Source organism: Pseudohaliea sp. (assembly GCF_054552115.1).
This window is the reverse complement of record NZ_JBTOLW010000011.1, coordinates 1-24575: the sequence shown is the minus strand read 5'-3', so window position 1 is coordinate 24575 and position 24575 is coordinate 1. Positions and strand designations below refer to the sequence as shown.

Annotated in this window: 18 protein-coding genes; 2 read left to right on the top strand and 16 right to left on the bottom strand. The window is 67.8% G+C overall.

All coding sequences use genetic code 11. The annotated features are described in order from the left end of the window. Positions 1-7: 7 nt before the first annotated feature. The 3 genes from ACX93N_RS07395 to ACX93N_RS07385 are packed head-to-tail and all read right to left on the bottom strand — an operon-like array spanning position 8 to position 4244. A complete protein-coding gene (locus tag ACX93N_RS07395; protein ID WP_459427763.1) occupies positions 8-2068 on the bottom strand; it encodes a hydantoinase/oxoprolinase family protein in 2061 nt (686 codons plus the stop codon). Between the two features lie 53 nt (positions 2069-2121). Next, positions 2122-3048, bottom strand: coding sequence for a hydroxymethylglutaryl-CoA lyase (locus ACX93N_RS07390; RefSeq protein ID WP_459427762.1), 927 nt, complete (start codon positions 3046-3048; stop codon positions 2122-2124). Continuing rightward, entirely contained in the window at positions 3045-4244 is a 1200-nt protein-coding gene (locus ACX93N_RS07385; protein ID WP_459427761.1) for a CaiB/BaiF CoA transferase family protein, read from the bottom strand. The genes ACX93N_RS07390 and ACX93N_RS07385 overlap by 4 nt, the downstream gene beginning before the upstream one ends. A 412-nt stretch (positions 4245-4656) precedes the next feature. Here ACX93N_RS07385 and ACX93N_RS07380 point away from each other — a divergent pair, with 412 nt between their 5' ends. Then, positions 4657-5838, top strand: a complete 1182-nt coding sequence (locus tag ACX93N_RS07380; protein ID WP_459427760.1) for an efflux RND transporter periplasmic adaptor subunit — start codon at positions 4657-4659, stop codon at positions 5836-5838. Between the two features lies 1 nt (position 5839). Then, entirely contained in the window at positions 5840-8977 is a 3138-nt protein-coding gene (locus tag ACX93N_RS07375) for an efflux RND transporter permease subunit (RefSeq protein ID WP_459427759.1), read from the top strand. A gap of 31 nt (positions 8978-9008) precedes the next feature. Here ACX93N_RS07375 and ACX93N_RS07370 read toward each other — a convergent pair whose 3' ends face one another. From ACX93N_RS07370 to pyrH, 13 genes are all read right to left on the bottom strand, one after another. Beyond that, positions 9009-10532, bottom strand: coding sequence for an arylsulfatase (locus tag ACX93N_RS07370; RefSeq protein ID WP_459427758.1), 1524 nt, complete (start codon positions 10530-10532; stop codon positions 9009-9011). A 126-nt stretch (positions 10533-10658) separates the two neighbouring features. Beyond that, positions 10659-10979 carry a DUF1244 domain-containing protein gene (locus ACX93N_RS07365; protein ID WP_459427757.1) on the bottom strand — a complete coding sequence of 107 codons (321 nt, stop codon included), beginning with the start codon at positions 10977-10979 and terminating at the stop codon, positions 10659-10661. Positions 10980-10981: 2 nt separating this feature from the next. Next, entirely contained in the window at positions 10982-14464 is a 3483-nt protein-coding gene (gene dnaE / locus ACX93N_RS07360; RefSeq protein WP_459427756.1) for a DNA polymerase III subunit alpha, read from the bottom strand. A gap of 39 nt (positions 14465-14503) precedes the next feature. After that, positions 14504-15121 (bottom strand): ribonuclease HII, encoded by a 618-nt coding sequence (rnhB, locus tag ACX93N_RS07355; RefSeq protein ID WP_459427755.1) that lies wholly within the window; start codon positions 15119-15121, stop codon positions 14504-14506. Between the two features lie 17 nt (positions 15122-15138). Then, positions 15139-15576 (bottom strand): 3-hydroxyacyl-ACP dehydratase FabZ, encoded by a 438-nt coding sequence (gene fabZ / locus ACX93N_RS07350; protein ID WP_459427826.1) that lies wholly within the window; start codon positions 15574-15576, stop codon positions 15139-15141. Between the two features lie 103 nt (positions 15577-15679). Continuing rightward, on the bottom strand, positions 15680-16198 hold the full coding sequence (locus tag ACX93N_RS07345; protein ID WP_459427754.1) for an OmpH/Skp family outer membrane protein: 519 nt from the start codon (positions 16196-16198) through the stop codon (positions 15680-15682). A 29-nt stretch (positions 16199-16227) separates the two neighbouring features. Next, positions 16228-18798 (bottom strand): outer membrane protein assembly factor BamA, encoded by a 2571-nt coding sequence (gene bamA / locus ACX93N_RS07340; protein ID WP_459427825.1) that lies wholly within the window; start codon positions 18796-18798, stop codon positions 16228-16230. A 99-nt stretch (positions 18799-18897) separates the two neighbouring features. Next, positions 18898-20256, bottom strand: a complete 1359-nt coding sequence (gene rseP / locus ACX93N_RS07335; RefSeq protein ID WP_459427753.1) for an RIP metalloprotease RseP — start codon at positions 20254-20256, stop codon at positions 18898-18900. An 11-nt stretch (positions 20257-20267) separates the two neighbouring features. After that, positions 20268-21464 (bottom strand): 1-deoxy-D-xylulose-5-phosphate reductoisomerase, encoded by a 1197-nt coding sequence (gene ispC, locus ACX93N_RS07330; RefSeq protein WP_459427752.1) that lies wholly within the window; start codon positions 21462-21464, stop codon positions 20268-20270. A gap of 2 nt (positions 21465-21466) precedes the next feature. After that, positions 21467-22303, bottom strand: coding sequence for a phosphatidate cytidylyltransferase (locus ACX93N_RS07325; protein WP_459427751.1), 837 nt, complete (start codon positions 22301-22303; stop codon positions 21467-21469). Further along, positions 22296-23060: a polyprenyl diphosphate synthase gene (gene uppS / locus ACX93N_RS07320; protein WP_459427750.1), complete on the bottom strand. Its 765-nt coding sequence runs from the start codon at positions 23058-23060 to the stop codon at positions 22296-22298. The genes ACX93N_RS07325 and uppS overlap by 8 nt, the downstream gene beginning before the upstream one ends. A gap of 9 nt (positions 23061-23069) precedes the next feature. Beyond that, a complete protein-coding gene (gene frr / locus ACX93N_RS07315; protein WP_459427749.1) occupies positions 23070-23627 on the bottom strand; it encodes a ribosome recycling factor in 558 nt (185 codons plus the stop codon). Between the two features lie 18 nt (positions 23628-23645). After that, positions 23646-24368 (bottom strand): UMP kinase, encoded by a 723-nt coding sequence (gene pyrH / locus ACX93N_RS07310; protein WP_459427748.1) that lies wholly within the window; start codon positions 24366-24368, stop codon positions 23646-23648. Positions 24369-24575: the final 207 nt, after the last annotated feature.

Genomic DNA, 24575 nt, shown 5'->3' with positions numbered 1-24575 from the left:
ACCCTCCTCAGGCTGCCGGGTTGATCAGCAGGTTGCCGATGGCGTCGACGCCGGCCGCGTAGCCCGGCAGTACCACCGTGGTGGAGTCCATTTCCGTGACGATGGCCGGCCCCGGCACCGTCAGTCCCTCGTGCAGCCTGCCCCGGTCGTAGAGGCGGATGTCGTGCCAGGCGCCCTCGTAGTAGAAGCGGCTCTCGTGGATGACGCAGTCGTCGAGGGACGCACTCGTATCGCCGCCCTCGCGGGTGAGTACCGTGCGCGTGGCGGCCTTGGCCACGGCGCGGATCATGAGGATCTCGTGGCCGTCGCCGAGCTTGAAGGTGAACAGCTGCTCATGCTCCTCGTCGAAGGCGTCGGTCAGCATCGCGACGCCTTTATCGCGCAGCTGGTCCTCGGTGAAATCGACGGTGATCTGGAAGGCCTGGCCCATGTAGCGCAGATCCGCCTGGAAGGTGACTTCGTGCTGCTCGGCAGGAATGCCGTCGGCAACCAGCGCCTGCCCGGCCCGCGACTGCAGCTCCTTGAGGTCGGCCAGGAGCTTGTCGTTGGTGAGGTCCTCGGCCATGGTCAGGTAGGTTCGCGCCGCCTCGTCCTGCACCTGCGTGGTCGCATCGCCGTAGGCACAGAGCACGCCCGGGCCCGGCGGGACGATCACCGGCCAGGCGTTGGTGAGAATACCGAGCGCGTTGGCGTGCAGCGGACCCGCGCCCCCGAAGCCCACCAGCGCGAAGTCGCGCGGATCGTAGCCCTGCTCGACGGACACCAGGCGCAGGGCGCCGAACATGGATTCGTTGACGATCTTGATGATGCCCTCGGCCGCCTCCATCAGGCCGATGCCCATCGCGTCGGCCACCTTCTGCACCGCCGCCACGGAAGCGTCGTAGTTGATTTCCATCTTGCCGCCGAGCTGCACGTCCGAGGGCAGGTAGCCGAGCACCACGTTGGCGTCGCAGACCGTGGGTTCCGTGCCGCCTTTCATGTAGCAGGCAGGTCCGGGCACGGCCCCGGCGGACTCGGGGCCCACGCGCAGCGCTTTCGTGAGCTCCGGCACGAAGGCGATGGAGCCGCCACCGGCGCCCACGGTGCGCACGTCCACGGAGGGCGCGCGCACGTTCACGTCGCCGACGTAGGTTTCCCGGCGAACGCGCGCCTTCGAATTCTGGATGAGCGCCACATCCGTGGAGGTGCCGCCCATGTCGAAGGTGAGGATATTGTCGTAGCCGGCACGGCTGCAGAAGTAGATGGCGCCGGCGACGCCGCCGGCGGGGCCGGACATGAGCAGGTTCACCGGCGAATCGGCCGCGGCCCGGGCCGAGGCCAGGCCGCCGTCGGAGCGCAGGATGGACAGCTGCGTGTCCGCGCCCAGCCGCTCTTCCAGGGCGTTCTGCAGGTTGTTCACGTAGCGGGAGACTTCCGGGCGCACGTAGGAGTTCACCACCGTGGTCTCCGTGCGCTCGTATTCCTGCATCTCGGGCACCACCTCGCTGGAGATCGAGATCGGCGTATCGCCGAAGATCTCCCGGGCGATCTCCCGGGCGCGCTCTTCGTGGGCGTGGTTGATGTAGGCATTGACGAAGCAGATGGTGAGCGCCTCGACCTCACCGCGGGCGTAGAGCGCCTCGAGATCGGCCCGGAGCCGGTCCTCGTCCAGCGGGGTGACCACTGAGCCGTCAGCGGCCATGCGCTCAGTCGCACCGATGGTCAGCTCCAGCGGCGCCAGCAGCGGGCTCTTGATATAGCTGACCCAGCCGCCGAGGCCGCCGGGGCAGTAAGAGCGCGCAACCTGCAATGTATCCTCGAAACCTGCGGTGGTCACGAGCCCCACCCGGGCCCCCTTGCCCGTCAGCACGGCGTTCGTCGCCACCGTCGTGCCGTGCATGACCAGCTTGATGTCGCCCGGCTCGATCCCGGACTCCTCGCACACCCGCGCCACGCCGTTGAGCACGCCGATGGAGGAATCCTCCGGCGTGGACGGCACCTTCGCGGTGTGGGTCTCGCCCGTCTCCTCGTTCATGAGCAGGAAGTCGGTGAAGGTGCCGCCGACGTCTACGCCGAGTCTGAATGCCATTGCTATCTCCTCTCCATCGCAGGCCCGCCGGCCGGTCCCGCGCTTCCCGGCCGTCAGGCCGCGTTCTTGCCCGGGTTCATGCCGGGGTTCTTGCTGAGCCAGTAGTGGGCGCGGCCGCCCTGCGGCGTACCGATCAGTTCACTGACCGTGGCAACTGCTGCCAGCAGCGCAGGCATATCGACGCCCGTATCGAAGCCCATGGCCTCACACAGCATGACGACGTCTTCCGTCGCCACGTTGCCCTTGGCGCCGGGCGCGAAGGGGCAGCCGCCGAGGCCGCCGACGGCGCTGTCGAAGCGGCGGATGCCGCTCTCCACCGCCGCGTAGACATTGGCAAGGCCCAGGGCCCGTGTATCGTGGAAGTGGCAGGCCAGGCGCTCGCCGCCGTGGTCGGCCACCAGGTCGTCCATGAGCGCACGCACGGCCGCCGGGTTGGCCGCGCCGATGGTATCGGCGATGACGATCTCGTCAGCGCCGAAGGCGGCGAGCTTCTGCGCCTGGTCACGCACGATGGACGCCGGCGTCGGGCCCTCGAAGGGGCACTCCCAGGCAACGGCCAGGTAGGCCTGCACGCGCACGCCTTCGTCACGGCCGCGGCGGATCACCGCCTCGGCCACGGCCAGCGTTTCATCGAGGCCCATGTTGATGTTCTTGCGGTTCATGGTTTCCGTGGCGGAAACCACCACCGCGACGGTACCGATCCCCGCGGCCCGGGCCAGCTCATAGCCCTTCATATTCGGGACGAGGGCGCTGAAGGACACGCCGGGCGGCGGCGACAGGCGCGCCACGAGCTCGCCGGTGCCGGCCATCTGCGGCACCGCCTTCGGCGAGACGAAGCTGCCGACCTCGAAATGGCGGATGCCGGTGGCGAGGAGCGCGTCGGCCATCGTCTCGCGCTCATCGAGGGTCAAGTGCTTTGGCTGGCTCTGCAGGCCGTCCCGAAGGCCGACCTCGTTGATCACGATCTGCGGCTTACTCATGCAATCTTGCCCTCCTCGCGCAGCTGCGCGACCTGCTCGGCGCTGTAGCCGAGCATACCCGTGAGGACGGCATCCGTGTGCTGCCCAAGCAGCGGTGCCGGAGAGAAGCTTTCCTCGCTGGTGCGGGAAAGCTTGATCGGGTTGCCCGGGCCGCGGGTCTTCGCGCCGCTCGGGTGCTCCAGGTCCACCACCATGTTCCGCGACAGGACCTGCTCGTCGGAGAGCGCCTCGCCGAAGCGGTTGACCCTGGCGCAGGGAATGCGCTTTTCCTCCAGCCGCTTGAGCCAGTAGTCCGAGCTATTGGTCGCCAGCAGCTCATTGAGCTTGCCGTCGATGAAATCCTTGTCCGCCAGCCGCCCCGGCTGGGTCTTGTATTTTTCATCGCGGAACGGCTCGAAGTCGACGACTTCGAGCAGGTTGTCCCAGAAGCTGTCGAAGATCACGGCGATGATGATGTGGCCGTCCGCCGTCCGGTAGCTGTTGTAGGGCACGTGGACGAAGTGGCTGTTGCCGATGGGGGTCGGCTCCTGGCCCGACAGGAAAAACATGGTCGCCATGTAATTCAGCATGGAGATCTGGCAGTCGAGCATGGAGATGTCGACGTGCTGGCCCTCGCCGCTGCGCTCGCGCTCGTAGAGGGCGGACAGCACGCCCATGACGCCGAACATGCCGCCGCCGAGATCACCGATGGGGATGCCGGCGCGGGTGGGGTGCTCGGCATCGGTGCCCGTGATGGACATGCCGCCACCGAGGGCCTGCACCACCTGGTCGAAGGCCGGACGCTGGTAGTTCGGGCCGGCGGAGCCGAAGCCGCTGATGGAGCAGGTGATGATGCCGCGGTTGTGCTCGCGCAGGTACGGGTAGCTGATCTTCAGCTTGTCGGCGACACCGGCGCTGAAGTTCTCGATGACGACGTCGGCTTCCTTCACCAGGTCGTAGAAGACCTTCAGCCCTTCCTCGCTCTTGAGGTCCACAGCGACGCTCTGCTTGTTGCGGTTGAGCGTGATGAAGTAGGCGCCCTGGCCCTCCAGGGAGTTGGCCGGGTCCGTGGCGAGGAGCTTGCGCGTTCCCTCCCCCTTCAACGGCTCGACCTTGATGGTCTCGGCGCCGAGGTCGGCGAGGATCATGGCGCCATAGGGACCGGAAAGCATGTGGGTGAGGTCCAGGATGCGCACGCCGGCGAGGGGTTTTGCCATGATCTGCTCCCTGCAATGTCGGTGATGTGGGAACCCGTTTGCACGATGCATGCCACCCGGCGTTGTCGCTCCCGGCACGGCGGGAGCGGGGGTGACGCAGACCGGGCGCGGCTGTGTGCCGAACCGGCGATCACCGCGCAGCTGCGGGTTTTCACCGGTCGCGCGGCGCGGGCTCCCGCAGGCTCCGCTCGCCAACCGGTGCCTCTGGCCGGTGTCGCTGGCCGCGAGCGCGCAGGCCGATTTTATTTCATTATGGCACCCTTTTATTTCATATTGAATTTATTTGTCCTGCGACCAGCTGCCCGGCTGGCGGGATGAAGCGAATTGTCCGCCACGGGACGCCTGCCGATACTGGTCCCATCCACCGGGACCGCCCCGACCCGGCACAGCGAACAGGATACGGACGACCGACATGCTCAGGACAATGCTTCGCATCAGCGCCCCCCTCGCCGTCATCGGCCTCGGTCTCGGCGCTTTCACCCTGCTCCACGCCACAAAGCCGGAACCGGCCCGGGAAGAGCCGGAGCTCCGCCCGACCACCGTGTACACGGCAAACGTCGATGCGGTGGACACCGAGCTCAAGGTCGAGACCCAGGGGGAGGTGCGGGCGCGAACGGCGCTCCAGGTGGTGGCCCAGGTCGGCGGACGCATCACCACCGTGTCACCGGAATTCACCGAGGGCGGCCACTTCGACGCCGGCGCGGTGCTCATTGAGCTGGAGGACAGCGACTACCAGCTGGCCCTGCGCCAGGCCGAGGCGGCACTGGCAGAAACGGAGCTGGCCGTACAGCAGGCCCTGGCCGACGCGGACGTGGCCCGCCGGCAGCTTGCCGGAACGCCCAACCCCTCGGCCCTGGCCCTGAAGAAACCGCAGATCGCCCAGGCACGCGCCCGCCAGGCCGCGGCCGAGGCGGGGCTCGAACGGGCGCGGCTGGATCTCGCCCGCACGCGCATCAGCCTGCCCTTCGCCGGCCGCGTCCAGGCCAGGAGCGTGGACGTGGGCCAGTACGTGAATGCCGGCACGCCCCTCGGCAGCGTTTTCGCCGTGGACACGGTGGAAGTCCGCCTCCCCCTGACGGACCGCCAGCTCGCGGCCCTCGACCTGCCGATCGGCTACCGCGCCGCTGCCGGCGAGGGTCGCCCCGTGCTATTCAGTGCGGATATCGCCGGCCGGCTGCACAGCTGGCGCGGCCGTCTCGTCCGTCTCGACGCAGCGATCGATCCGGCCACCCGCCTCATCTACGGCATGGCGGAGGTCGACGCCCCCTACGGCGAGGGCCGCTCGGCCGCCGGCATGCCGCTGGCCGTGGGCCTGTTCGTGAACGCCGAGCTAGCCGGCAGGCCACTGGAGAACGCCCTGCGCATCCCTGCCGCCGCACTGCGCCCCGGCAACGAGGTGTACGTGGTGAACGCCCGCGACCGTCTCGAGATGCGCAGCGTCCGGGTTCTGCACCAGGGACGGGAGTATGCCTACATCGACGGCGGCCTCCGCGCCGGCGAAGCCGTCGTGACCTCTGCCCTGGACAACCCGATCGAGGGCATGGCCCTGCGCGGCGAGCAGCGCCCGGCCTTTGCCGCAGCGGGGGAGCGCTGACATGCACCGTTTTATCGCCTGGTGGGTGGACAACCCGGTCGCCGCCAACCTGCTCATGCTCGGTATCGCTCTCGCGGGTTTTCTCGGCTTCCTGACGATGGAGCGGGAGGCGTTCCCGCAGGTGAAGCCGAACCGGGTGCAGGTGCAGGTCACCTGGCCCGGCGCAGCGCCCCAGGAGGTGGAGGAGCAGGTCGTCACCCGCATCGAGGACGCGCTGGACGACCTCGACAGCGTGAGCCGCATCTACGCGACGGCTACCGAGGGCCTCGCCGAACTCGACGTGCGTACCTACCCGGGGGTGGATATCAACGCCTTCCTGGATGAGGTCAAGAACGCCGTCGACGGCATCCCCACCCTGCCCCGCGACATCGAGAACCCGCGCATCCAGCGCATGCAGTTCCGCAACGAGATGATCCGCGTGGCGGTGCACGGTGACCGCTCCGAACGCGAGTTGTCGCGCCTCGCGGAAGAACTGCGCCGGGAGGCCGCCGCCCTGCCCTGGGTTTCGACCATCGACCTTTTCGGCACCCGCCGCGAGGAGGTCACCATTGCCCTTGCAGAGGACAGCCTGCGGCGCTACGGGCTCACCTTCGCCGAGGTCGCGGATGCGATCCGCGCCAGCTCCATCAACCTCTCCTCCGGCGAAGTGCGCACGGCCACCGGGGATGTGCAGCTGCGCGCCCGCAACCTGGCCGACACGGAAACGGATTTCGAGCGTATCGTGCTCCGGCAGACGCCCGACGGCGGCATCGTGCGCGTCGGCGACGTGGCCAGGGTCACGGACGGTTACGAGGACGAGGAGATCCTGGCCACGCTGAACGGCGAGCCGGCCGTGCTCCTGCAGATGCTGAGCGGCGACGACATGCAGGTGGTCAAGGCCAGCGAGGCGGTCAAGGCCTGGATCGAGGAGGTACGACCCACGCTGCCGCCGGGCGTGAACCTGACCCTGTGGTTTGATACGGCAGATATCTACAGCGCGCGCATGGACCTCATCGGCAAGTCGGCCTACCTGGGTCTCGCCCTCGTCTTCATCGTGCTCATTCTCAGCCTGCGCCCGCGGGTCGCCCTGTGGGTCACGGCGGGTATCGGGGTCGCCTTCCTCGGCACCTTCGCGCTGCTGCCGGTGAACGATGTCTCCCTGAACATCATATCCACCTTCGCCTTCCTGCTCGTCCTCGGCATCGTCGTGGACGACGCGATCGTGGTCGGGGAGAGCATCCACCACCACGCCCATGCCCTCGGCGGCGGGCGCGAAGCGGCGGTGGCCGGCGCCAGCGCGGTGGCGAAGCCCGTAATCTTCGCCGTGCTGACCACGATGATCGCCTTCGCGCCCTGGCTCTTCGTCAGCGGTGAGAGCGCCCAGGTGACCCGCCAGCTCTCCATCGTCATCACCGTCGCCCTGGCCATCTCGCTCATCGAGGCCTTCCTCATCCTGCCCTCGCACCTGCGCGACCTCTCCCACCGGGAGACGCTCGGCCCCGTGGCCCGGCGCCAGCGTGCCGTCGAGCAGGGGATCATCCGCTTTGCCGAGCGCGTCTACCGCCCCCTGCTGGCCCGGGCGCTGCGGCACCGCTACCTGACCGCCAGCGTCTTTGCCACGGCCTTTATCGTGAGCATCGGCCTGTTCAGCGCCGGCTGGGTGAAGTTCTACTTCATGCCGCAGGTGGAAGCGGAGCAGATCTACATCAACGTGGAACTGCCCCCGGGCACGCCCTACAGCCGTGCCCTCGAGATCCTCGACCAGCTGCAGGCGGCAGAGCGCGAGCTCATCGCCGAGGTGGACGCGGCGGCCCAGGCCTCCGGTGAGGGCAGCGGCAGGGTCGTCGAGGGCTGGTACACTCGCTCCCGACGCGACAGCGTCATCGCCATCGTCAAGCTGGCACCGCCGGAAGTGCGCGACCTGTCGGCAAGGGAAACCGCGGAACGCTTCCGCGAGCTAGTCGGCGAGATCCCCGACGCCGACGAGATCAGCGTCAACTACACGCTGAACGACTCCGACGCGGATATCACCTACCTGCTCCGGCACCGCGACGGCGCCCGGCTGCAGGCGGCCGCCCTCGCGCTGCGCGAGCAGCTGCACAGCTACCAGGGCGTCTTCGATGTGAGCGACAGCCAGCGCGGCAGCACGGACGAGATTCTCCTGCACATGAAGCCCGGCGCCGAGCGCTTCGGCCTGTCCCTCGCGGAGGTCTCCCGGCAGGTCCGCCAGGCCTACTACGGCGAGGAGGTGCAGCGGCTGCCGCGGAGCACCGGTGACGTGCGTGTCATGGTCCGCTACCCGCGCAGCGAGCGCGAGAGCCTCGCCAGCCTCGACGACTTCCGGGTCCGCACCGCCGACGGCCGCGAGGTACCCCTTCTGTCCGTGGTCGATATCGAGATCAGCAGCGGCGTGCAGCGCATCCAGCACCGCGACGGGGAGCGGGTGGTCACGATCAACGCGGATGTGGCCCAGGATGCCACCAGCCGCATCGCCAGTGACATGGCCGAGAATTTCCTGCCCGCCTTCGAGGAACGCTTCCCGGGGCTCGTGGTCCTCAAGGGCGGCTCCCAGGAGGAAGAGCAGGCCTTCCTCGGCGAGATCACCGCCCTGTACACGGTTGCACTCTTCGCCATGTACGCACTCATCGCCGTCGCCTTCCGCTCCTACTGGCTGCCGCTGCTGGTGATGACGGCCATTCCCTTCGGCTTCATGGGCGCCATCTACGGCCACCTGCTCTTCAGTACGCCGCTGGCGCTGTTCTCCTACTTCGGCATCGGCGCCGCCACGGGTGTCGTGGTCAACGACAACCTGGTGCTCATCGACTACGTGGGCCGGCTGCGCCGGGAGGGGCTGTCACCGACAAAAGCGCTCCTGGACGCCGGGGTGAACCGCTTCCGGCCGATCCTTCTTACCACCGTGACCACCTTCGTCGGGCTGCTGCCGATCATGGCGGAGCGCTCCACGAATGCGCAGTTCCTCAAGCCGGCGGTGCTCAGCCTCTCCTTCGGTGTGCTGTTCGCGCTGTTCGTGACGCTGCTGCTGGTCCCGGCGCTGTACCTCGTCGGCGAGGACTGCCGGGGGGTGCTGAGCCGGACAAGGGACCGGCTGCGGCCACTGCGTGCCGGGAGCGACAAGGGCCGGGAAGCGCTGGCAAACTGAGCCGGGGCCGCGGGCGCGGGCCCGGCAGTACTCATTGCGGCAGGAACATCTCCGTCATCTTGTCGATGGACCAGGAATCGGGCTTCTGGCTCGGCGGGTACTCGCGGAAGGTCATGAGGAACTGCGTCATGACCGCGCCGCCGCGGTACATCTGCGCGGCCTTGTCCACGTACCAGTCCCAGTAGGTGTTCGAATTGTGGTCCGCGCGCTCAAAGGGATCGCGGCGCAGGTGGAACAGCTTGGGCAGGCGTAGCGTCACGAAGGGCTCGGCCCAGAGGGCCATGGTCTTCGCCCGGTTCTCGGCGTAGACGGCCTTCCAGTCACCGAAGCGCACGGCCACCGGCGCGCCGAGGTCATTGAGGTAGATGAACTCCCTGCGCGGCCCGTCCTCGACCTCGCCGGTGAGGTAGGGAAGGAAGTTGTAGCCATCGAGATGCAGCCGTGCCTTCTTGCTGCCGACGGTCTTGCCCTTGAGCAGTTCCGCCTTGAGCGCGGGGTCTCCGGCCGCGGCCACCAGCGTGGGCATCCAGTCGAGGTGCGACATGATCGCCGTCGACACCTGCCCCGGCGCAATCTTCCCGGGCCAGCGCACCATCGCGGGCACGCGGTAGGCCCCCTCCCAGTTCGAGTTCTTCTCGCTGCGGAAGGGCGTGATACCGGCGTCGGGCCAGGTGTTGTAGTGCACCCCGTTGTCCGTGGAATAGAAGACGATGGTGTCATCGGCAATGCCGAGGGCATCGAGCTGGTCCAGCAGCTCACCGACGAGCTCGTCGTGGGCGACCATGACGTCATTGTAGAAACCCTGGCCGGACTTGCCCCTGTGCTTGTCGGCCCGGTGGGTGCGGAAGTGCATGCCGGTGGTATTGACCCAGGTGAAGAACGGCTTGTCGGCCTTCACCTGGCGGTCGATGAAGTCCTTCGCAGCGACGACGAACTCCTCGTCGGCCGTTTCCATGCGCTTGCGCGTCAGCGGGCCCGTATCCTCGACCCGGCCGTCGGCGTAGGAGCGGATGACACCGCGCGGGCCGAACATCTTGCGGAAGCGGGGGTCCTGCGGGTAATCCTCATCCTCCGGCTCCTCCTCGGCATTGAGGTGGTAGAGGTTGCCGAAGAACTCGTCGAAGCCGTGCGCCGTCGGCAGGAACTCGTCCCGGTCACCGAGGTGGTTCTTGCCGAACTGGCCCGTGGCGTAGCCGTGCTCCTTGAGCACCTCGGCGATGGTGATGTCCCGGTCCTGGATGCCCAGCGTCGCGCCGGGCATCCCCACCTTCGACAGTCCCGTGCGCAGCGGCGACTGGCCGGTGATGAAGCTCGAGCGCCCGGCGGTGCAGCTCTGGTCGCCGTAATAATCGAGGAAGCGCATCCCCTCGTCGGCGATGCGGTCGATGTTGGGCGTTTCGTAGCCCATGATGCCGTCACTGTAGGCGCTGATGTTGGTAATGCCGATGTCATCACCCCAGATGACCAGGATGTTCGGCTTTTCCGCCGCGTGAGCGGCGGTCGCCAGGGAGGCGGCGAGCACGAGGCCCAGACGCCGGAGAGTGCTGCTGATCATGGTGTTATCCTTCTTATCGTTGCCGTTTGTTTACGTTGTGATTCCCTTGCCAGTGCCTTGCCAGTGCCCGGCCGCTGCCGGCAGCCCGCGTTCCGGCCCGTGAGTCACTGCCTGGCATCCAGGGTTTCAGCCGTTCCCGCCACGGGCATCGAAGGCGGCCTGCTGCTCCGCCGTGGCCGGCACCTGGTAGCGGGCCTTCCAATCCTCGTAGGGCATGCCGTAGACGCGTTCGCGGGCCTCGTCATAGCTGAGCGTCACGCCCTGCTCCCCGGCCGCCGCCACATACCACTTCGCCAGGCAGTTGCGGCAGAAGCCCGCGAGGTTCATGAGGTCGATGTTCTGCACGTCCTTGCGGCTGTCGAGGTGCTCGAGGAGCCGCCGAAAGACCGCGGCCTCGATCGCCGTACCGGTCCCGCCGCTGCTCGCCGTATCGTCTTGTTCTGCCATGGTCATTGATCTCCGCTGTAGGCCAGCTTTACGTTAGCGCCGCCGATGCGGTCCCGCAACGCCTGCAACAGCTCTTCCGTCGGGTTGACCTGCCAGCGCTCGCCGAGGCGGACAGGGGCGCGCACCCCGCCCGAGCAGTAGACCAGGCGCACCGGGCAGGCCCCGGGAGCGGCGCCGAGAGCCCGGGCGAGAAAGTCCGTAAAGGCCTCGTCCACGGCAGCATCATCAACCTCGATGGTCAGCTGCCGGGCCAGCCGCTGGCGCTCCTGGTCCAGGCTGTGCACGGCCTGGGCCCGCAGCACCAGGCCCCCGCTGTAGTCGTCCTGGGCCACGCGGCCCTCGGCGACGACGATGGCATCCTTCACCAGCACGTCGCGGCACTCGGCGTAGGACTCGGCGTACACCGTCATCTCGATCCTTGCGCTGCGGTCATCCACGGTGGCAATCGCCATGGTACCCCGGGAGGTCTTGGTGGTGCGCAGGGCAAGCACCAGGCCGGCGACGCGCTGCGTGGCGCTACCGTCCGGGCGCAGGTCGGCGATGCGGCTCGGCGCCATGCGCCGCACCTCGCTTTCGTACTCATCGATGGGATGCCCCGTCACGTAGAGGCCGAGGGTCTCCTTCTCGCCGGCCAGGCGTTCCCGGTCCGTCCAGGGGCGCACGCGGCGGTGATCCGCGTAACAGTCACCGGAGGCGGCCGCGGCGGTGACCACCGCGTCGCCGAACAGGTCACCCATGCCCGCCTCGAGGTTGGCGGCATTCTGCTCCGCCGCGCGCAGGGCATCATCGATGGCGCTCATGAGGACCCAGCGCTCGACGCCGAGGCCGTCGAAGGCGCCGGCCCGCACCAGGGCCTCGATCGCCCGGCGGTTCACCCGCCGCGGGTCCGTGCGATCGCAGAAATCGAACAGGTCACGGAAGTTGCCGCCCTCGCGACGGGCACCGAGGAGACACTCGATGGGCCCCTCGCCGAGCCCCTTGATGGCCCCGAGGCCATAGACGATCTGCCCTTCGCCGTTCACCGTGAAGGCGTAGCTGCCCTCGTTCACATCCGGCAGCTTGACCGTGAGGCCCATGCGCCGGGCCTCCTCGATCAGCACCACGATCTTGTCGGTGTTGGTGAGCTCAGAACTCATCACCGCCGCCATGAAGGAAGCCGGGTGGTGCGCCTTCAGCCAGGCGGTCTGGTACGACACCAGGGCGTAGGCGGCGGAGTGAGACTTGTTGAAGCCGTAGCCGGCGAACTTCTCCACCAGGTCGAAGATGTGCGTGGCCAGCTCCGCGTCGACGCCCTGGCTGGCCGCGCCGTCGGCGAATACGGCGCGCTGCTTTGCCATCTCCTCGGGCTTCTTCTTGCCCATGGCGCGGCGCAGGAGGTCGGCGCCGCCGAGGGTGTAACCGGCCAGCGCCTGGGCGATCTGCATCACCTGCTCCTGGTAGAGGATGATGCCGTAGGTGGGTTCGAGGATCGGCTGCAGCAGCTCATGCTGGTAGTGCGGATCCGGATAGGCAATGGCCTCGCGGCCGTGCTTGCGGTTGATGAAGTTGTCCACCATCCCGGACTGCAGGGGCCCGGGACGGAACAGTGCCACCAGCGCGATGATGTCCTCGAAGCAGTCCGGCTGCAGCCGGGCGATCAGTTCCTTCATGCCCCGCGACTCGAGCTGGAAGACGGCGGTGGTCTCTGCCGACTTGAGCAGTTCGAAGGTGGCGCGGTCGTCCAGGGGCAGCGTGCCGATGTCGAGCGGCGCCTCACCGGTCTTCTCCCGCTCGCCGTTGATGATCTGCACGGCCCAGTCGATGATGGTCAGCGTGCGCAGGCCGAGGAAGTCGAACTTGACCAGGCCGGCGTCCTCCACGTCGCCCTTGTCATACTGGGTCACCAGGCTGCCGCCGTCCTCGTCGCAGTAGAGCGGCGAGAAGTCGGTGATCCTGGAGGGCGCTATCACCACGCCGCCCGCATGCTTGCCGACGTTGCGGGTGACGCCTTCGAGCTGCTCGGCCATGTCCCAGATTTCCTGCGCCTCGCCGTCCTCGGCGAGGAACTCACGCAGGCTCTCTTCCTGCTCAAGCGCCTTCTCCAGGGTCATGCCCACCTCGAAGGGAATCATCTTGGAGAGCTTGTCGGCGAGCCCGTAGGACTTGCCCTGCACCCGCGCCACGTCGCGCACCACGGCCTTGGCGGCCATGGTGCCGAAGGTGATGATCTGCGAGACCGCCTCGCGACCGTACTTGCGCGCCACGTAGTCGATCACCTCGTCGCGGCGCTCCATGCAGAAGTCCACGTCGAAGTCGGGCATGGACACCCGCTCCGGGTTGAGGAAGCGCTCGAAGAGCAGGTCGTAGGCCAGCGGGTCCAGGTCCGTGATCTCCAACGCGTAGGCGACCAGGGAACCGGCCCCGGAGCCGCGCCCCGGGCCCACGGGGATGCCCTGCTCCTTGGCCCAGCGGATGAAGTCCATGACGATGAGGAAGTAGCCCGGAAAGCCCATCTGGATGATCGTGTCGAGCTCGTGCTCGAGGCGCTGCCGGTAGCGCGCCTCCGCTTCGCCGTCGCCGGCGAGGCCCAGCTTGGCCAGGCGCTGGTCCAGCCCCTCGAAGGACAGCTGCCGGAAGAAGGCATCCATGGTCAGGCCTTCGGGTACCGGGTAGTCCGGCAGACAGGGCTTGCCCAGGTCGATGACAAAGTTGCAGCGCCGGGCGATGGCCACCGTGTTTTCGAGGGCCTCGGGCAGGTCGGAGAAGAGCTCGGCCATCTCTGCCGGCGAGCGCAGGTACTGCTGCGGCCGGTAGCGGCGGACCCGGCGCTTGTCGTCCAGGGTGCGGCCCTCGCCGATGCAGACGCGGGCCTCGTGGGCCTCGAACTCGTCGGCGGTGAGAAAGCGGACATCGTTGGTGGCAACGACCGGGCAACCGGCCTCCGCTGCGAGCGCCACTGCGCCGTGCAGGTGGTCTTCGTCGCCCTCACGCCCAGCCCGGTGCACCTCGAGATAGAACCGGCCCGGGTAGCGCGCCATCCACTCGGCGAGGCGCGCCGCCGCCTGTTGCCGGCGCCCGCCGACCAGGGCCCGGCCCACGTCGCCGCTGGCGCCCGCGGACAGGGCGATCAGTCCCTCGGCGTGCTCGTCGAGCCAGGCCCGGGTCACCCGCGGCACGCCGAGGCGCTGGCCCTTCGTGTAGGCGAGGGAGATGAGCTCGGTCAGGTTGCGGTAGCCGGCGCTGTCCATGACCAGCAACGAGAGCGCGGAGCATTCGTCCTGGTCCTCCCGGTCCACGACCAGCAGGTCCGCGCCGAAGAGGGGCTTGATGCCGGCGGCGAAAGCCGCCTTGCTGAACTTTACCAGGCCGTAGAAATTGCAGAGGTCGGTGAGCGCTACGGCGCCCATGCCGAGTTCCGCCACCCGCCTTACCAGCGGCCCCACCCGGACCAGGCCATCGACCAGGGAGTATTCGCTGTGCAGCCGCAGGTGGACGAAATCGGTCATCGCTCGCGTTGGCCTCCTCCAGGCACCAGGTGTATGAACTCAGCAGGCCGGCCCCAGGAGGCGCCGCACCGGACCGAAGCTGCGCCGATGCGCCGGCGACGGACCCAGCCGCGCCAGGGCCTCAAGGTGTTCCCGGGTAGGATACCCCTTGTGGCGGTCGAAGCCGTAGCCCGGATAACGCTCGGCGAGCGCCGCGAGTTCGCCGTCGCGGGTCACCTTGGCCAGGATGGACGCCGCGGCGATCTCGCCGTGCAGGCCATCCCCCCCGACCACCGCCTCCGCGCGGTAGGGCCAGCGCGGCAGCCGGTTGCCGTCCACGAGCACGTACTCGGGCACAGTCGCCAGCCCTTCGACGGCCCGGCGCATCGCGAGCAGGGAGGCCTCGAGAATGTTCAGCCGGTCGATCTCCTCGACGCCGGCGCGGCCGAGCGACCAGGCGAGGGCATGCGCGCGGACGGCCGCGGCGAGCGTCTCGCGGCGCGTGGCGGTGAGACGCTTGGAATCGGCCAGCCCGGCAATAGGCCGCGCGGGGTGGAGGATCACGGCAGCCGCTACGACATCCCCGGCCAGGGGACCGCGGCCGACCTCATCCACCCCGGCCACCGGCGCGCCGCGCTCGCGCAGCGCCGCCAGCTGGCTGGCGAGGAGGTCAGGCACCGGGCGTGCGCAGCAGCTCAGGCCTTGCGGTCAGCGCAGAGGATCGTGGCGGAGGCGCAGAGCTCGCCGTCCACTTCCGCGCGCACCGCGAACTTCCAGATACCGCGGCGGTCACCGAGGACTTTCGCGTGCAGGTAGACCTGGTCACCGGGGACGCAGGGGCGCTTGAAGCGCAGGTCGTCGGCGCCGACAAAGTAGTAGATGGAACCATCCGCCGGCGTCTTGTCCTGGGACTTGAAGCCCAGGATGCCCGCCGCCTGGGCCATGGCCTCGAGGATCAGCACACCGGGGAAGACCGGCTTGCCCGGAAAGTGGCCCTGGAAGAATTCCTCGTTGATGCTGAGGTTCTTGTAGGCAACGATGGACTCGCCGGGTACCAGCTCGACAACCCGGTCCACCAGCAGGAAAGGATAGCGGTGCGGTAGATGCTCGCGGATTCCGTCGATGTCCATCAGCATGTCGTTGCTCCTTTCTTCTTCTATGAACCGTTTTTGAACCAGTCTTCCCTGCGCCGCCGCCCCGGGTGACCCGTCGCGGCCGGCGCACCGTCGGAAGCCCTTACTGGGCGCTCATCTGGTTCAGCTTGTCGGTCACTTTGGCGGTGATGCTGTAGCCGGGGTCCGCGTGGATCACCGACTCCCGCTGGAGCAGCAGACCGATGCCCTCGGTCTGGATCAGGTCGCGGAGCACTTCCTGCACCATGGGCGACATCTCCTGCAGCAGGGCCTGGCCGGTCTGCTGCTCCGCCGCCTGCAGCTTGCCGGCCACGTGCTCGAGGTCCGACTGCTTGGAGGCGAGTTTCTTGCGGGCGGCGAGCTGCTGCTCCTGGCTCATGACGGCCGCGTCTTTCTGGAAGTCCTGCACCAGCTCGTCGAGCTCCTTCTTCAGCTGGTCGAACTCTTTCTTGTCGGCCTGGTAGTCCTCCTGGCTGCGCACCTCCTCGAGCTCCTGCTGGGCGCGGTCGGATTGCAGGATGGCCTGCTGCAGGTTGACGACGGCGATCTTGCCCTGGGCGGCGGCGAGGGCCGGCAGGGTCAGCGCTGCGAGCGCTAGGGTCAGTTTGGCGAGTCTGGTCACGATGCTCTCCCGTGGGTTGCGTAGGGTGGTCAGAAGCCGCGGCCGAGCGTGAACTGGAACACTTCCTCGCGATCGATATCCGAGGCGTTCAGCGGCTTGGCGAGGCTGAAGGTCATGGGGCCGAAGCCGGAAATCCAGGTCACGCCGATCCCTGCCGAGTAACGGAGTTCATCCGGATCGATATCGAAGCAGTTGAGCTGATCGCCCCCGCACTTGGTGTCGAAGACGTTGCCGATATCGAAGAAGAACGCCGAGCGCAGGCGGCTGCGGTCCTTGATGAAGGGCAGCGGGAACAACAGTTCCGCGGAGCCCTCGATGAGTGCGTTGCCGCCGAAGGGCGGCGGACGCCGGAAATTCTGTACTTCCTGGAAGCTGAGCTTGTCCGTTGCCGGGTCCAGGACATAGCCGAACTGGTCGCCGTTGGGGCCACCGACCTCCGTGGGGTTGCCATCGGCATCGATGCCCGTCGTCGGCTGGCTGACGTCGTAGATGACCGGCGGGGTACTCCGCGGCCCGAGCGTATTCACCTCGTAGCCGCGCACGGAGCCGAAACCGCCGGCGAAGAAATGCTCGTAGAACGGCAGGTCCGTGGTGTCCCCGTAGCCGTCGCCGTAGCCCAGCTCGGTACGGAAGTGCAGCACCCACTCGTTGTAGACGGGGAAATAGATCTCCCCGCGGTAGGTCACCTTGTAGAACTCGAGGTCCGACAGCGGCATGGACACTTCGAGGGCGACGGACTGGGAGGCGCCCCGGGTGGCCAGCTGGCCGCGGTTGAGCGTGGACTGGGTCCAGCTCGTGGTGACGGTCCAGTTCAGGAACGCATCGCCATTCTCATCGAGGAAGCCGGGCTCGTCGGGGATGGTCAGCGCGCTGTCCGGCAGCTCCGTGACCGGGCGGACCACCTCCGGTGCGAGGAAGCTGCCGTCTTGCTGGCGGGTGCTCTCGTAGAAGTTGTCGATGCCCTCGATGAGCCGGGGGCTGGAACGGATCTCCTGCACGGCGAAGCGGCCCGCGGTGATCTCCGTGTTCTCCACGCCGAAGCTGAAGCCGAGCCGCTCCGTCTCCTTGATCGGGTAACCGAAGTTGAGGCCGGCGCCATAGGTGTCCGTCGTGTAGCTGGCCACGTTCACCTCATTGAGGTCCGTCGACCGGTAATAGACGTTGAAGCCACGACTCACACCGTCCTCGGTGAAGTACGGATTGGTGTAGCTGAAGTTGACCTGGTCCTGGAAGCGCGAGGAATTGACGCCGATGCCCACGCGCTTGCCGCTGCCCAGGAAGTTGTTCTGCTGCAGGTTCACCCCGAGGATGACGCCGGCATCCTGGGCATAGCCGAGGCTGGCGCCGATGCTGCCGGAGGACTGTTCCTCGACCTCGAACTCCACGTCGATGAGGTCATCGTGGCCGGGAACCTCCGGGGTCTCCACCGTCGCGTTGCTGAAGAAACCGAGGCGCTGCAGGCGGATGCGGGACTGCTCGATAGCGGCGGCGGAGGCCGGCGCGCTCTCCATCTGGCGCATCTCACGGCGCAGTACATCGTCGGCGGTACGCATGTTGCCCCTGAAGCTGATGCGGCGCACATAGGTCCGCTTGCCGGGGTCGATGAAGAACTTGATGCCGACAGTGCTCTCTTCCTCGTTGATCTCCGGGATGCCGGTGACCTTGGCGAAGTTGTAGCCCTCGTTACCGAGGCGGCGGGTGATGTAGTCCTCCGTGGCGGTGACCAGCTGCTGCGAGTAGGTCTGGCCCTCGGTGATCAGGATGAAGCGCCGGAGATCGCTCTCGTCGAGCACGAGGTCCCCGGAGAGGCCCACGGAGTCGACGGAAAACTTGCCTCCCTCGGTCACATTGGCGGTGATGAACACCTCTTCCTTGTTGGGCGACACGGAGACCTGCGTCGAATCGATGCTGAACTGCAGGTAGCCGCGGTCCATGTAATAGGAGGTGAGCGCCTCGAGGTCGCCGGTGAGTTTCTCCTTCGAGTACTTGTCGTCATTGGTGAAGAAGGACAGCCAGCCGGTCTCCTTCAGCTCGAACACGTCCTGCAGTTCCTCGTCGCTGAACACGGTGTTGCCGACAATGTTCACGTGCTTGATGGATGCGACGGTACCCTCGTCGACGTCGATATTCACCGACACCCGGTTGCGCGGCTCTGGCAGCACCTCGGTCTCGATGTTTGCGTCGTAGCGGCCCTGCTGCACGTACTGGCGCTGCAGCTCGAGCTGCATGCCCTCGAGGGTGGAACGCTGGAAGACCTGGCCGACTGCCAGGCCGGCGCTCTTCAGGCCGCCGAGGAGCGCCTCGGTCTCGATGGCCTTGTTGCCCTCGATATTGATCTCGCTGATGCTCGGGCGCTCCGCCACGACCACCACGAGGACGTTGCCGTCACGGCCGATACGGATGTCGTCGAAATTACCGGTGGCGAAGAGGTTGCGTGCCGTGGCCCGGATGCTCGCCGTATCGGCGACATCGCCCACACCGATCGGCATGGCGGCGAACACGCTGCCGGCGGAGATACGCTGCAGGCCCTCGACACGGATGTCGGAGACCACGAACCCCTGGGCCCACGCCAGCGGGGCCAGCAGCCACAGGGCAAGGATCCAGTTGCGGCAAAACAGTTGTCGCGTTTTCAATGCGTTTCCAACAATCAGCACAGCGCGCCAGCTGCACCGGCCGCCCGCGGCGCCGGCGCCCTCCCGCTAGAGACGCGCAAAATCGTTATACAGTGCCAGCGCCATCAGGCTGATCACCAGGAAGAGGCCGACCTGGTAACCCACCACCTGGATGCGCTCCGGCACCGGCCGTCCAGCCACCAATTCTACCGTGTAATACAGCAGATGACCGCCATCGAGCACCGGAATCGGCAAAAGATTGAGCACGCCGAGGCTCACACTGAGCAGGGCGAGGAAACCGACGTAGGATTCGAGACCGGACTTGGCTGAAGTGGTCGCCACTTTAGCAATGGTGATCGGGCCGCTCAAGTTCTTCGGCGATATCAGCCCCTGCAGCATCTTGCGCACGGACTCCAGCGTGAAGGCCACCAGTTCCCCGGTGCGCTTCACGCCCGCGCCCAGGGCCGCAAGCGGCCCGCGCTCGAACTCGCGGCGCAGTTCGTCGGGCATGGGCGGGACCGCCACGGCCATGCCGATGCGGCCGATGGTCTCCCCCGTGTCCGTGGTCGCCGGCTCGGGGACGATGCGGGTCTCGAATTCGCTGCCGTCCTGCCGGCGCACGCGCAGGTTGATCGTCTCCCCGGGGCGCTCGCGCACGTAGGCGACCCAGTCCTCCCAGAGCGGCATGGACTGACCGTCCGCGCTGAGCACGAGGTCACCCACCGCAAGACCGGCCCGCTCGGCCGCGCCCCCGGGGACGATCTCGTCGGCCCTCGGCTCGATGGGCGGGGTATAGAGCTCGATACCGATGCCGCCGAGCAGGTCCGGCTCTTCCTCGCCGGCGAGCCACGCATCGAGGCGGGCGTTGGACTCATAGCGGATGTCGGAATCGGGGTAGCGGGCCGTGAAGCGGATCTCGCCGGTATCGCCGATACGCTCCAGAAGGCGGAAGCTGAGCGCCTGCCAGGTCGGCGTCTCCCGGCCGTCGACCGCGACGATCTCCTGGCCGGCCTCCAGCCCCGCGAGGTCGGCCACGGAGCCGGCCTCCACCTCGCCGATGACCGGCGCATAACCGCTCTCGCCCGCGAGAAACAGCCCCCAGTAGGCCACGATGGCGAGCAGGAAGTTCGCGACCGGCCCCGCGGCAACAACTGCGATGCGCTGCAGTACCGGCTTGCGGTTGAAGGCGCGGTCGAGCTCGCTGGCAGGCACCTCGCCCTCGCGTTCGTCGAGCATCTTCACGTAGCCGCCGAGGGGAACGGCGGCGAGGGTGTACTCCGTGCCCTGGCGGTCGTGCCAGCGGGCCAGCGGCTTGCCGAAACCGATGGAGAAGCGAAGCACCTTCACGCCGCAGCGGCGCGCGACCCAGAAGTGCCCGAACTCGTGCACGGCGACAAGGATCGCAAGCGTCGCGAGGGTGATGAGAATGGTTTGCAACAGGTCCATCAGCGCTCCGATTATGCCAGCGCAGCCCGGCCGCGGGCGCGCATGAACTCGCCGGCCACCTGCCGGGCCTCGCTATCCGCAGCTTCGACAACAGCGAGGCTCTCGGGTTCAACACGCCGTACGCGGGCCAGGGTTTCCTCGATGACCGCCGGGATGTCCATGAAGCCGATGGCGCCCTCGAGGAAACCGGCCACGGCGATCTCATTGGCGGCATTGCAGGCCGCCATCGTGGTGCCCCCCGCGGCGATGGCCTCCCGGGCGATGCGCAGGCAGGGAAAGCGCTCCTCGTCCGGGGCCTCGAAGTCCAGCCGGGCGGTTTCGAACAGGTCAAGGGGTGTGACGCCGGCGGCGAGGCGCTCGGGCCAGCCGAGGCCGTAGGCAATGGGGGTGCGCATGTCCGGGTTGCCCAGCTGGGCCAGCACCGAGCCATCGCGGTACTGCACCAGGGAATGGATCACGCTCTGCGGGTGGACCACGATGGTCACCTGCGCCGGCCCGACGCCGAAGAGCCAGCATGCCTCGGCGAGCTCGAGGCCCTTGTTCATCAGGGTGGCCGAGTCGACGGAGATCTTCCGCCCCATGGACCAGTTCGGGTGCGCGCAGGCCTGGTCCGGCGTGGCCGCGGCGATGCGGGCGGTGTCCCAGGCGCGGAACGGGCCGCCGGAAGCCGTGAGCAGGATGCGGTCGACACCGGCGAGGCCCGGGCGGGCACAATCATCCACGGGAAGACACTGGAATATGGCATTGTGCTCGCTGTCGATGGGCAGCAGCAGCGCGCCCGCGTCGCGCACGGCGGACATGAACAGGGCCCCGGCCATGACCAGTGCCTCCTTGTTGGCCAGCAGGACCCGTTTTCCCGCCCGGGCCGCCGCCAGGGTGGCCGGCAGGCCGGCGGCGCCGACGATGGCCGCCATCACCACGTCCACGGCCGGGTCGGCGGCGACCTCGTCGAGCCCGGCGCTGCCGGCGAGGACGGTGGTCGCCGAGCCTGCCGCCGCCAGCTCCCGCTGCAGCTCCTCCGCCGCGGCCTCGTCGGTCATCACCGCGTAGCGGGGCTCATGAAGCAGGCACTGGTCCCGGAGCGCGGCGACCGAGCGGCGCGCCGTGAGGGCGTGGACGGCAAAGCGGTCCGGGTGCCGGGCCATCACGTCCAGCGTGTTGACGCCGATGGAGCCCGTGGAACCGAGGACCGTGACCTGTTGTTTCATGGTCAGTACCCCGCGAGCAGAAGACCAAGGGTGAAAGTGGGCGCCGCACCGCAGAGGCTGTCGAGGCGGTCGAGGAGGCCGCCGTGGCCCGGCAGCAGGGAGCTGGAGTCCTTCACCCCGCTCTCCCGCTTGACCATGCTCACGGTCAGGTCACCGAGGACGGAGGTCAGCGCCGTGGCCAGCGCCACCGCCACCACCGCCGCGAGGCCGAGATGATCGAGGCGCGCCGGCAGCGATGTCCAGAGCAGCGTCGCGACGGCCACGCTGCAGGCAACGCCGCCCCAGAAACCCTCCCAGGTCTTCGCCGGGCTCACGGCCGGTGCCAGGTGATGCCGGCCGAAGCGCTTGCCGGTGAAGTAGGCGCCGATGTCCGAAGCGGCCACCAGCACCACCAGCACGACCATCAGCGCGCCCCCCAGCGGGAGCGTAAGCAGGTACACGGCCGCCACCCAGGCCGGCACGAGGACAAGCAGCCCCATGACCATGCGCATGGGACGGTTGTTCCAGATCATCGCACTGCCGGGAAAGGCGCGGACCCAGAGCAGCGCGAAACACCACCAGAGGCAGGCGAGGCCCAGCACCGGCTGCACGTCCGCGCGCCGCGGCGCCTCGCCCAGCGGCAGCAGGAACCAGGCCCCGGCGCAGCCGCCCAGAACCAGCAGCGCATAGAGTGCCTGCAGCGCCGCGCCGCGCAGCCCGGCCAGCGGCGCCCACTCCCAGGCACCGGCGGCCACCACCAGCGCAAAAGCGGCGGCGAGGGCCGCCAGGGGCAGGAAAAAGATGCCTGCGAGGAACAGCCCCGCCATGGCAAGGGCCGTGATGACGCGCTGCCTAAGCATCCAGGTCGCCGCCGGCGACGAGCCCGTCGGGTTCACGCTGGCCGAAGCGGCGTTCGCGCCGGGAATAGTCGGCCAGGGCGCGGGCAAACTCCAGTTCGCCGAAGTCCGGCCAGAGCGTGGACGTGAAATAGAGCTCGCTGTAGGCGAAGTGCCAGAGCAGGAAGTTGCTGATACGGGCATCGCCCCCCGTGCGGATACACAGGTCCGGGAGCGGCAATTCCGCGAGGCTGAGTTCCGCGGCGAGGGCCGACTTGTCGATATCGGCAGGGTCCAGCTCGCCGCTGGCGGCACGCTCGGCCAGGCGCCGGGCCGCGCGGGCGATGTCCCACTGGCCACCGTAGTCGACGGCGATCACTACTGTCGCCTCGCGGTTGTCGGCCGTGGTTCGCTCCGCATGCTCCATGAGCCGCTGCAGCCGCGCGCTGAAACGGGTGCGCTCACCGATGAAGCGCAGGCGCACGCCATCCTCGCGCAGCTGCTTGACCTCCGTGCGCAGGTAGCGCGACAGCAGCGCGAGCAGCGCGCGGACCTCGTGCCGGGGCCGGCCCCAGTTCTCGCTGCTGAACGCGAACAGGGTGAGCACCTCCACGCCGTGGTCCCGGCAGGCCTGCATGACGCTGCGCACGGCCTCGACCCCGGCGCGGTGCCCGGCGGGACCCGGCAGGCCCCGGCGCTTGGCCCAGCGGTTGTTACCGTCCATGATGATGGCCACATGGCGCGGTACGACCGCCGGAGGTTTGGCACTCGGTGCGGTCATCGCCAGCCGTCAGATTTCCATCAGGTCGGCTTCCTTGTCCGCGAGCATCGAGTCAACCCGGGCAATGTAGCCGTCCGTGAGTTTCTGCACCGCGTCCTGGCCGCGGCGCTCGTCGTCCTCGCTGATCTCCTTTTCCTTGACCAGGTCCTTGAGCATGCCCATGGCGTCCCGGCGGGCGTTGCGGATGGACACCCGTGCCGCCTCCGCCTCGCCCCGGGCCTGCTTGATGTAGCCCTTGCGGGTTTCCTCCGTCAGCGGGGGCATCGGTATGCGGATGACCTCGCCCGCCGTCGCCGGATTGAGACCGAGGTCGGACTTCATGATCGCGCGCTCCACCTCCGGGATCATGGACTTGTCCCAGACCGTGAGACTCAGGGTGCGCGCGTCCTCGACATTGACGTTGGCTACCTGGTTCAGGGGCGTGTCGGCGCCGTAATAGGGCACCTTCAGACCGTCGAGGATGCTCGGGTGCGCGCGCCCGGTGCGAATCTTGTTGAAGTGGGTGCCGAGGGCATCGAGGCTGTTCTTCATACGCTGCTCGGCCTCGGTCTTGATATCGTCGATCACGCTGTTACTCCCTGTCTGTCACTCGATGAGCGTACCATCGTCGCCGCCGCGGACGATATTCAGAAGCGCCCCTTGCTTCTCCATCATGAAGACGCGCACGGGCATGCGGTGGTCCCGGCAGAGGCAGATGGCGGTCAGGTCCATGACCTCGAGTTTCTTGTCGAGCACCTCGTCGTAGCTGAGGCGCTGGTAACGGATAGCCTCCGGCTCCTTCATGGGGTCGGCGGAATAGACACCGTCGACCTTCGTGGCCTTGAGCACCAGGTCCGCCTCCACCTCGATGCCGCGCAGGCAGGCGGAGGAGTCCGTCGTGAAAAGCGGGTTGCCCGTGCCGGCGCAGAAGATGACCACGTCGCCGTTGGACAGGGCCCGGATCGCCTTGCGCCGGTCGTAGTGGTCCACCACCCCGGACATGGGAATGGAGGAGAGCACCTGGGTGGCGATGTTGGAGCGCTCCAGGGCATCGCGCAGGGCCAGGGCGTTCATGACCGTGGCCAGCATGCCCATGTGATCCCCGGTCACCCGGTCCAGCCCGGCCGCCTGCAGGGCCGCGCCGCGGAACAGGTTGCCGCCGCCCACCACCAGGCCCACCTGGACACCGATGCCGACCAGCTGGCCGATCTCCAGCGCCATGAGGTCCAGCACCTTGGGGTCGATGCCGAACTTCTCCCGCCCCGAGAGGGCCTCACCGCTGAGCTTCAGGAGTATCCGCTTGTACTTCTTTTCGCCGCTTGCCGTCACCCGCTGTATCACCTCCCTCGAAAGAGTCGCTATCTTACCCGACAACCCGGGCTGACGGCAGCGCCCGGGGCTGTTTGATGCTCACCACGGCCGTTTCTGGAGCCGTCACTCCGAGAGGGCGGCTCACCGCACCGTTGCGGGGCGAGGGCGGGAGTCTTCTCTCAGTCGCTCCCCGATACACGCTTTGTGAGAGAAGACTCCCGCCCT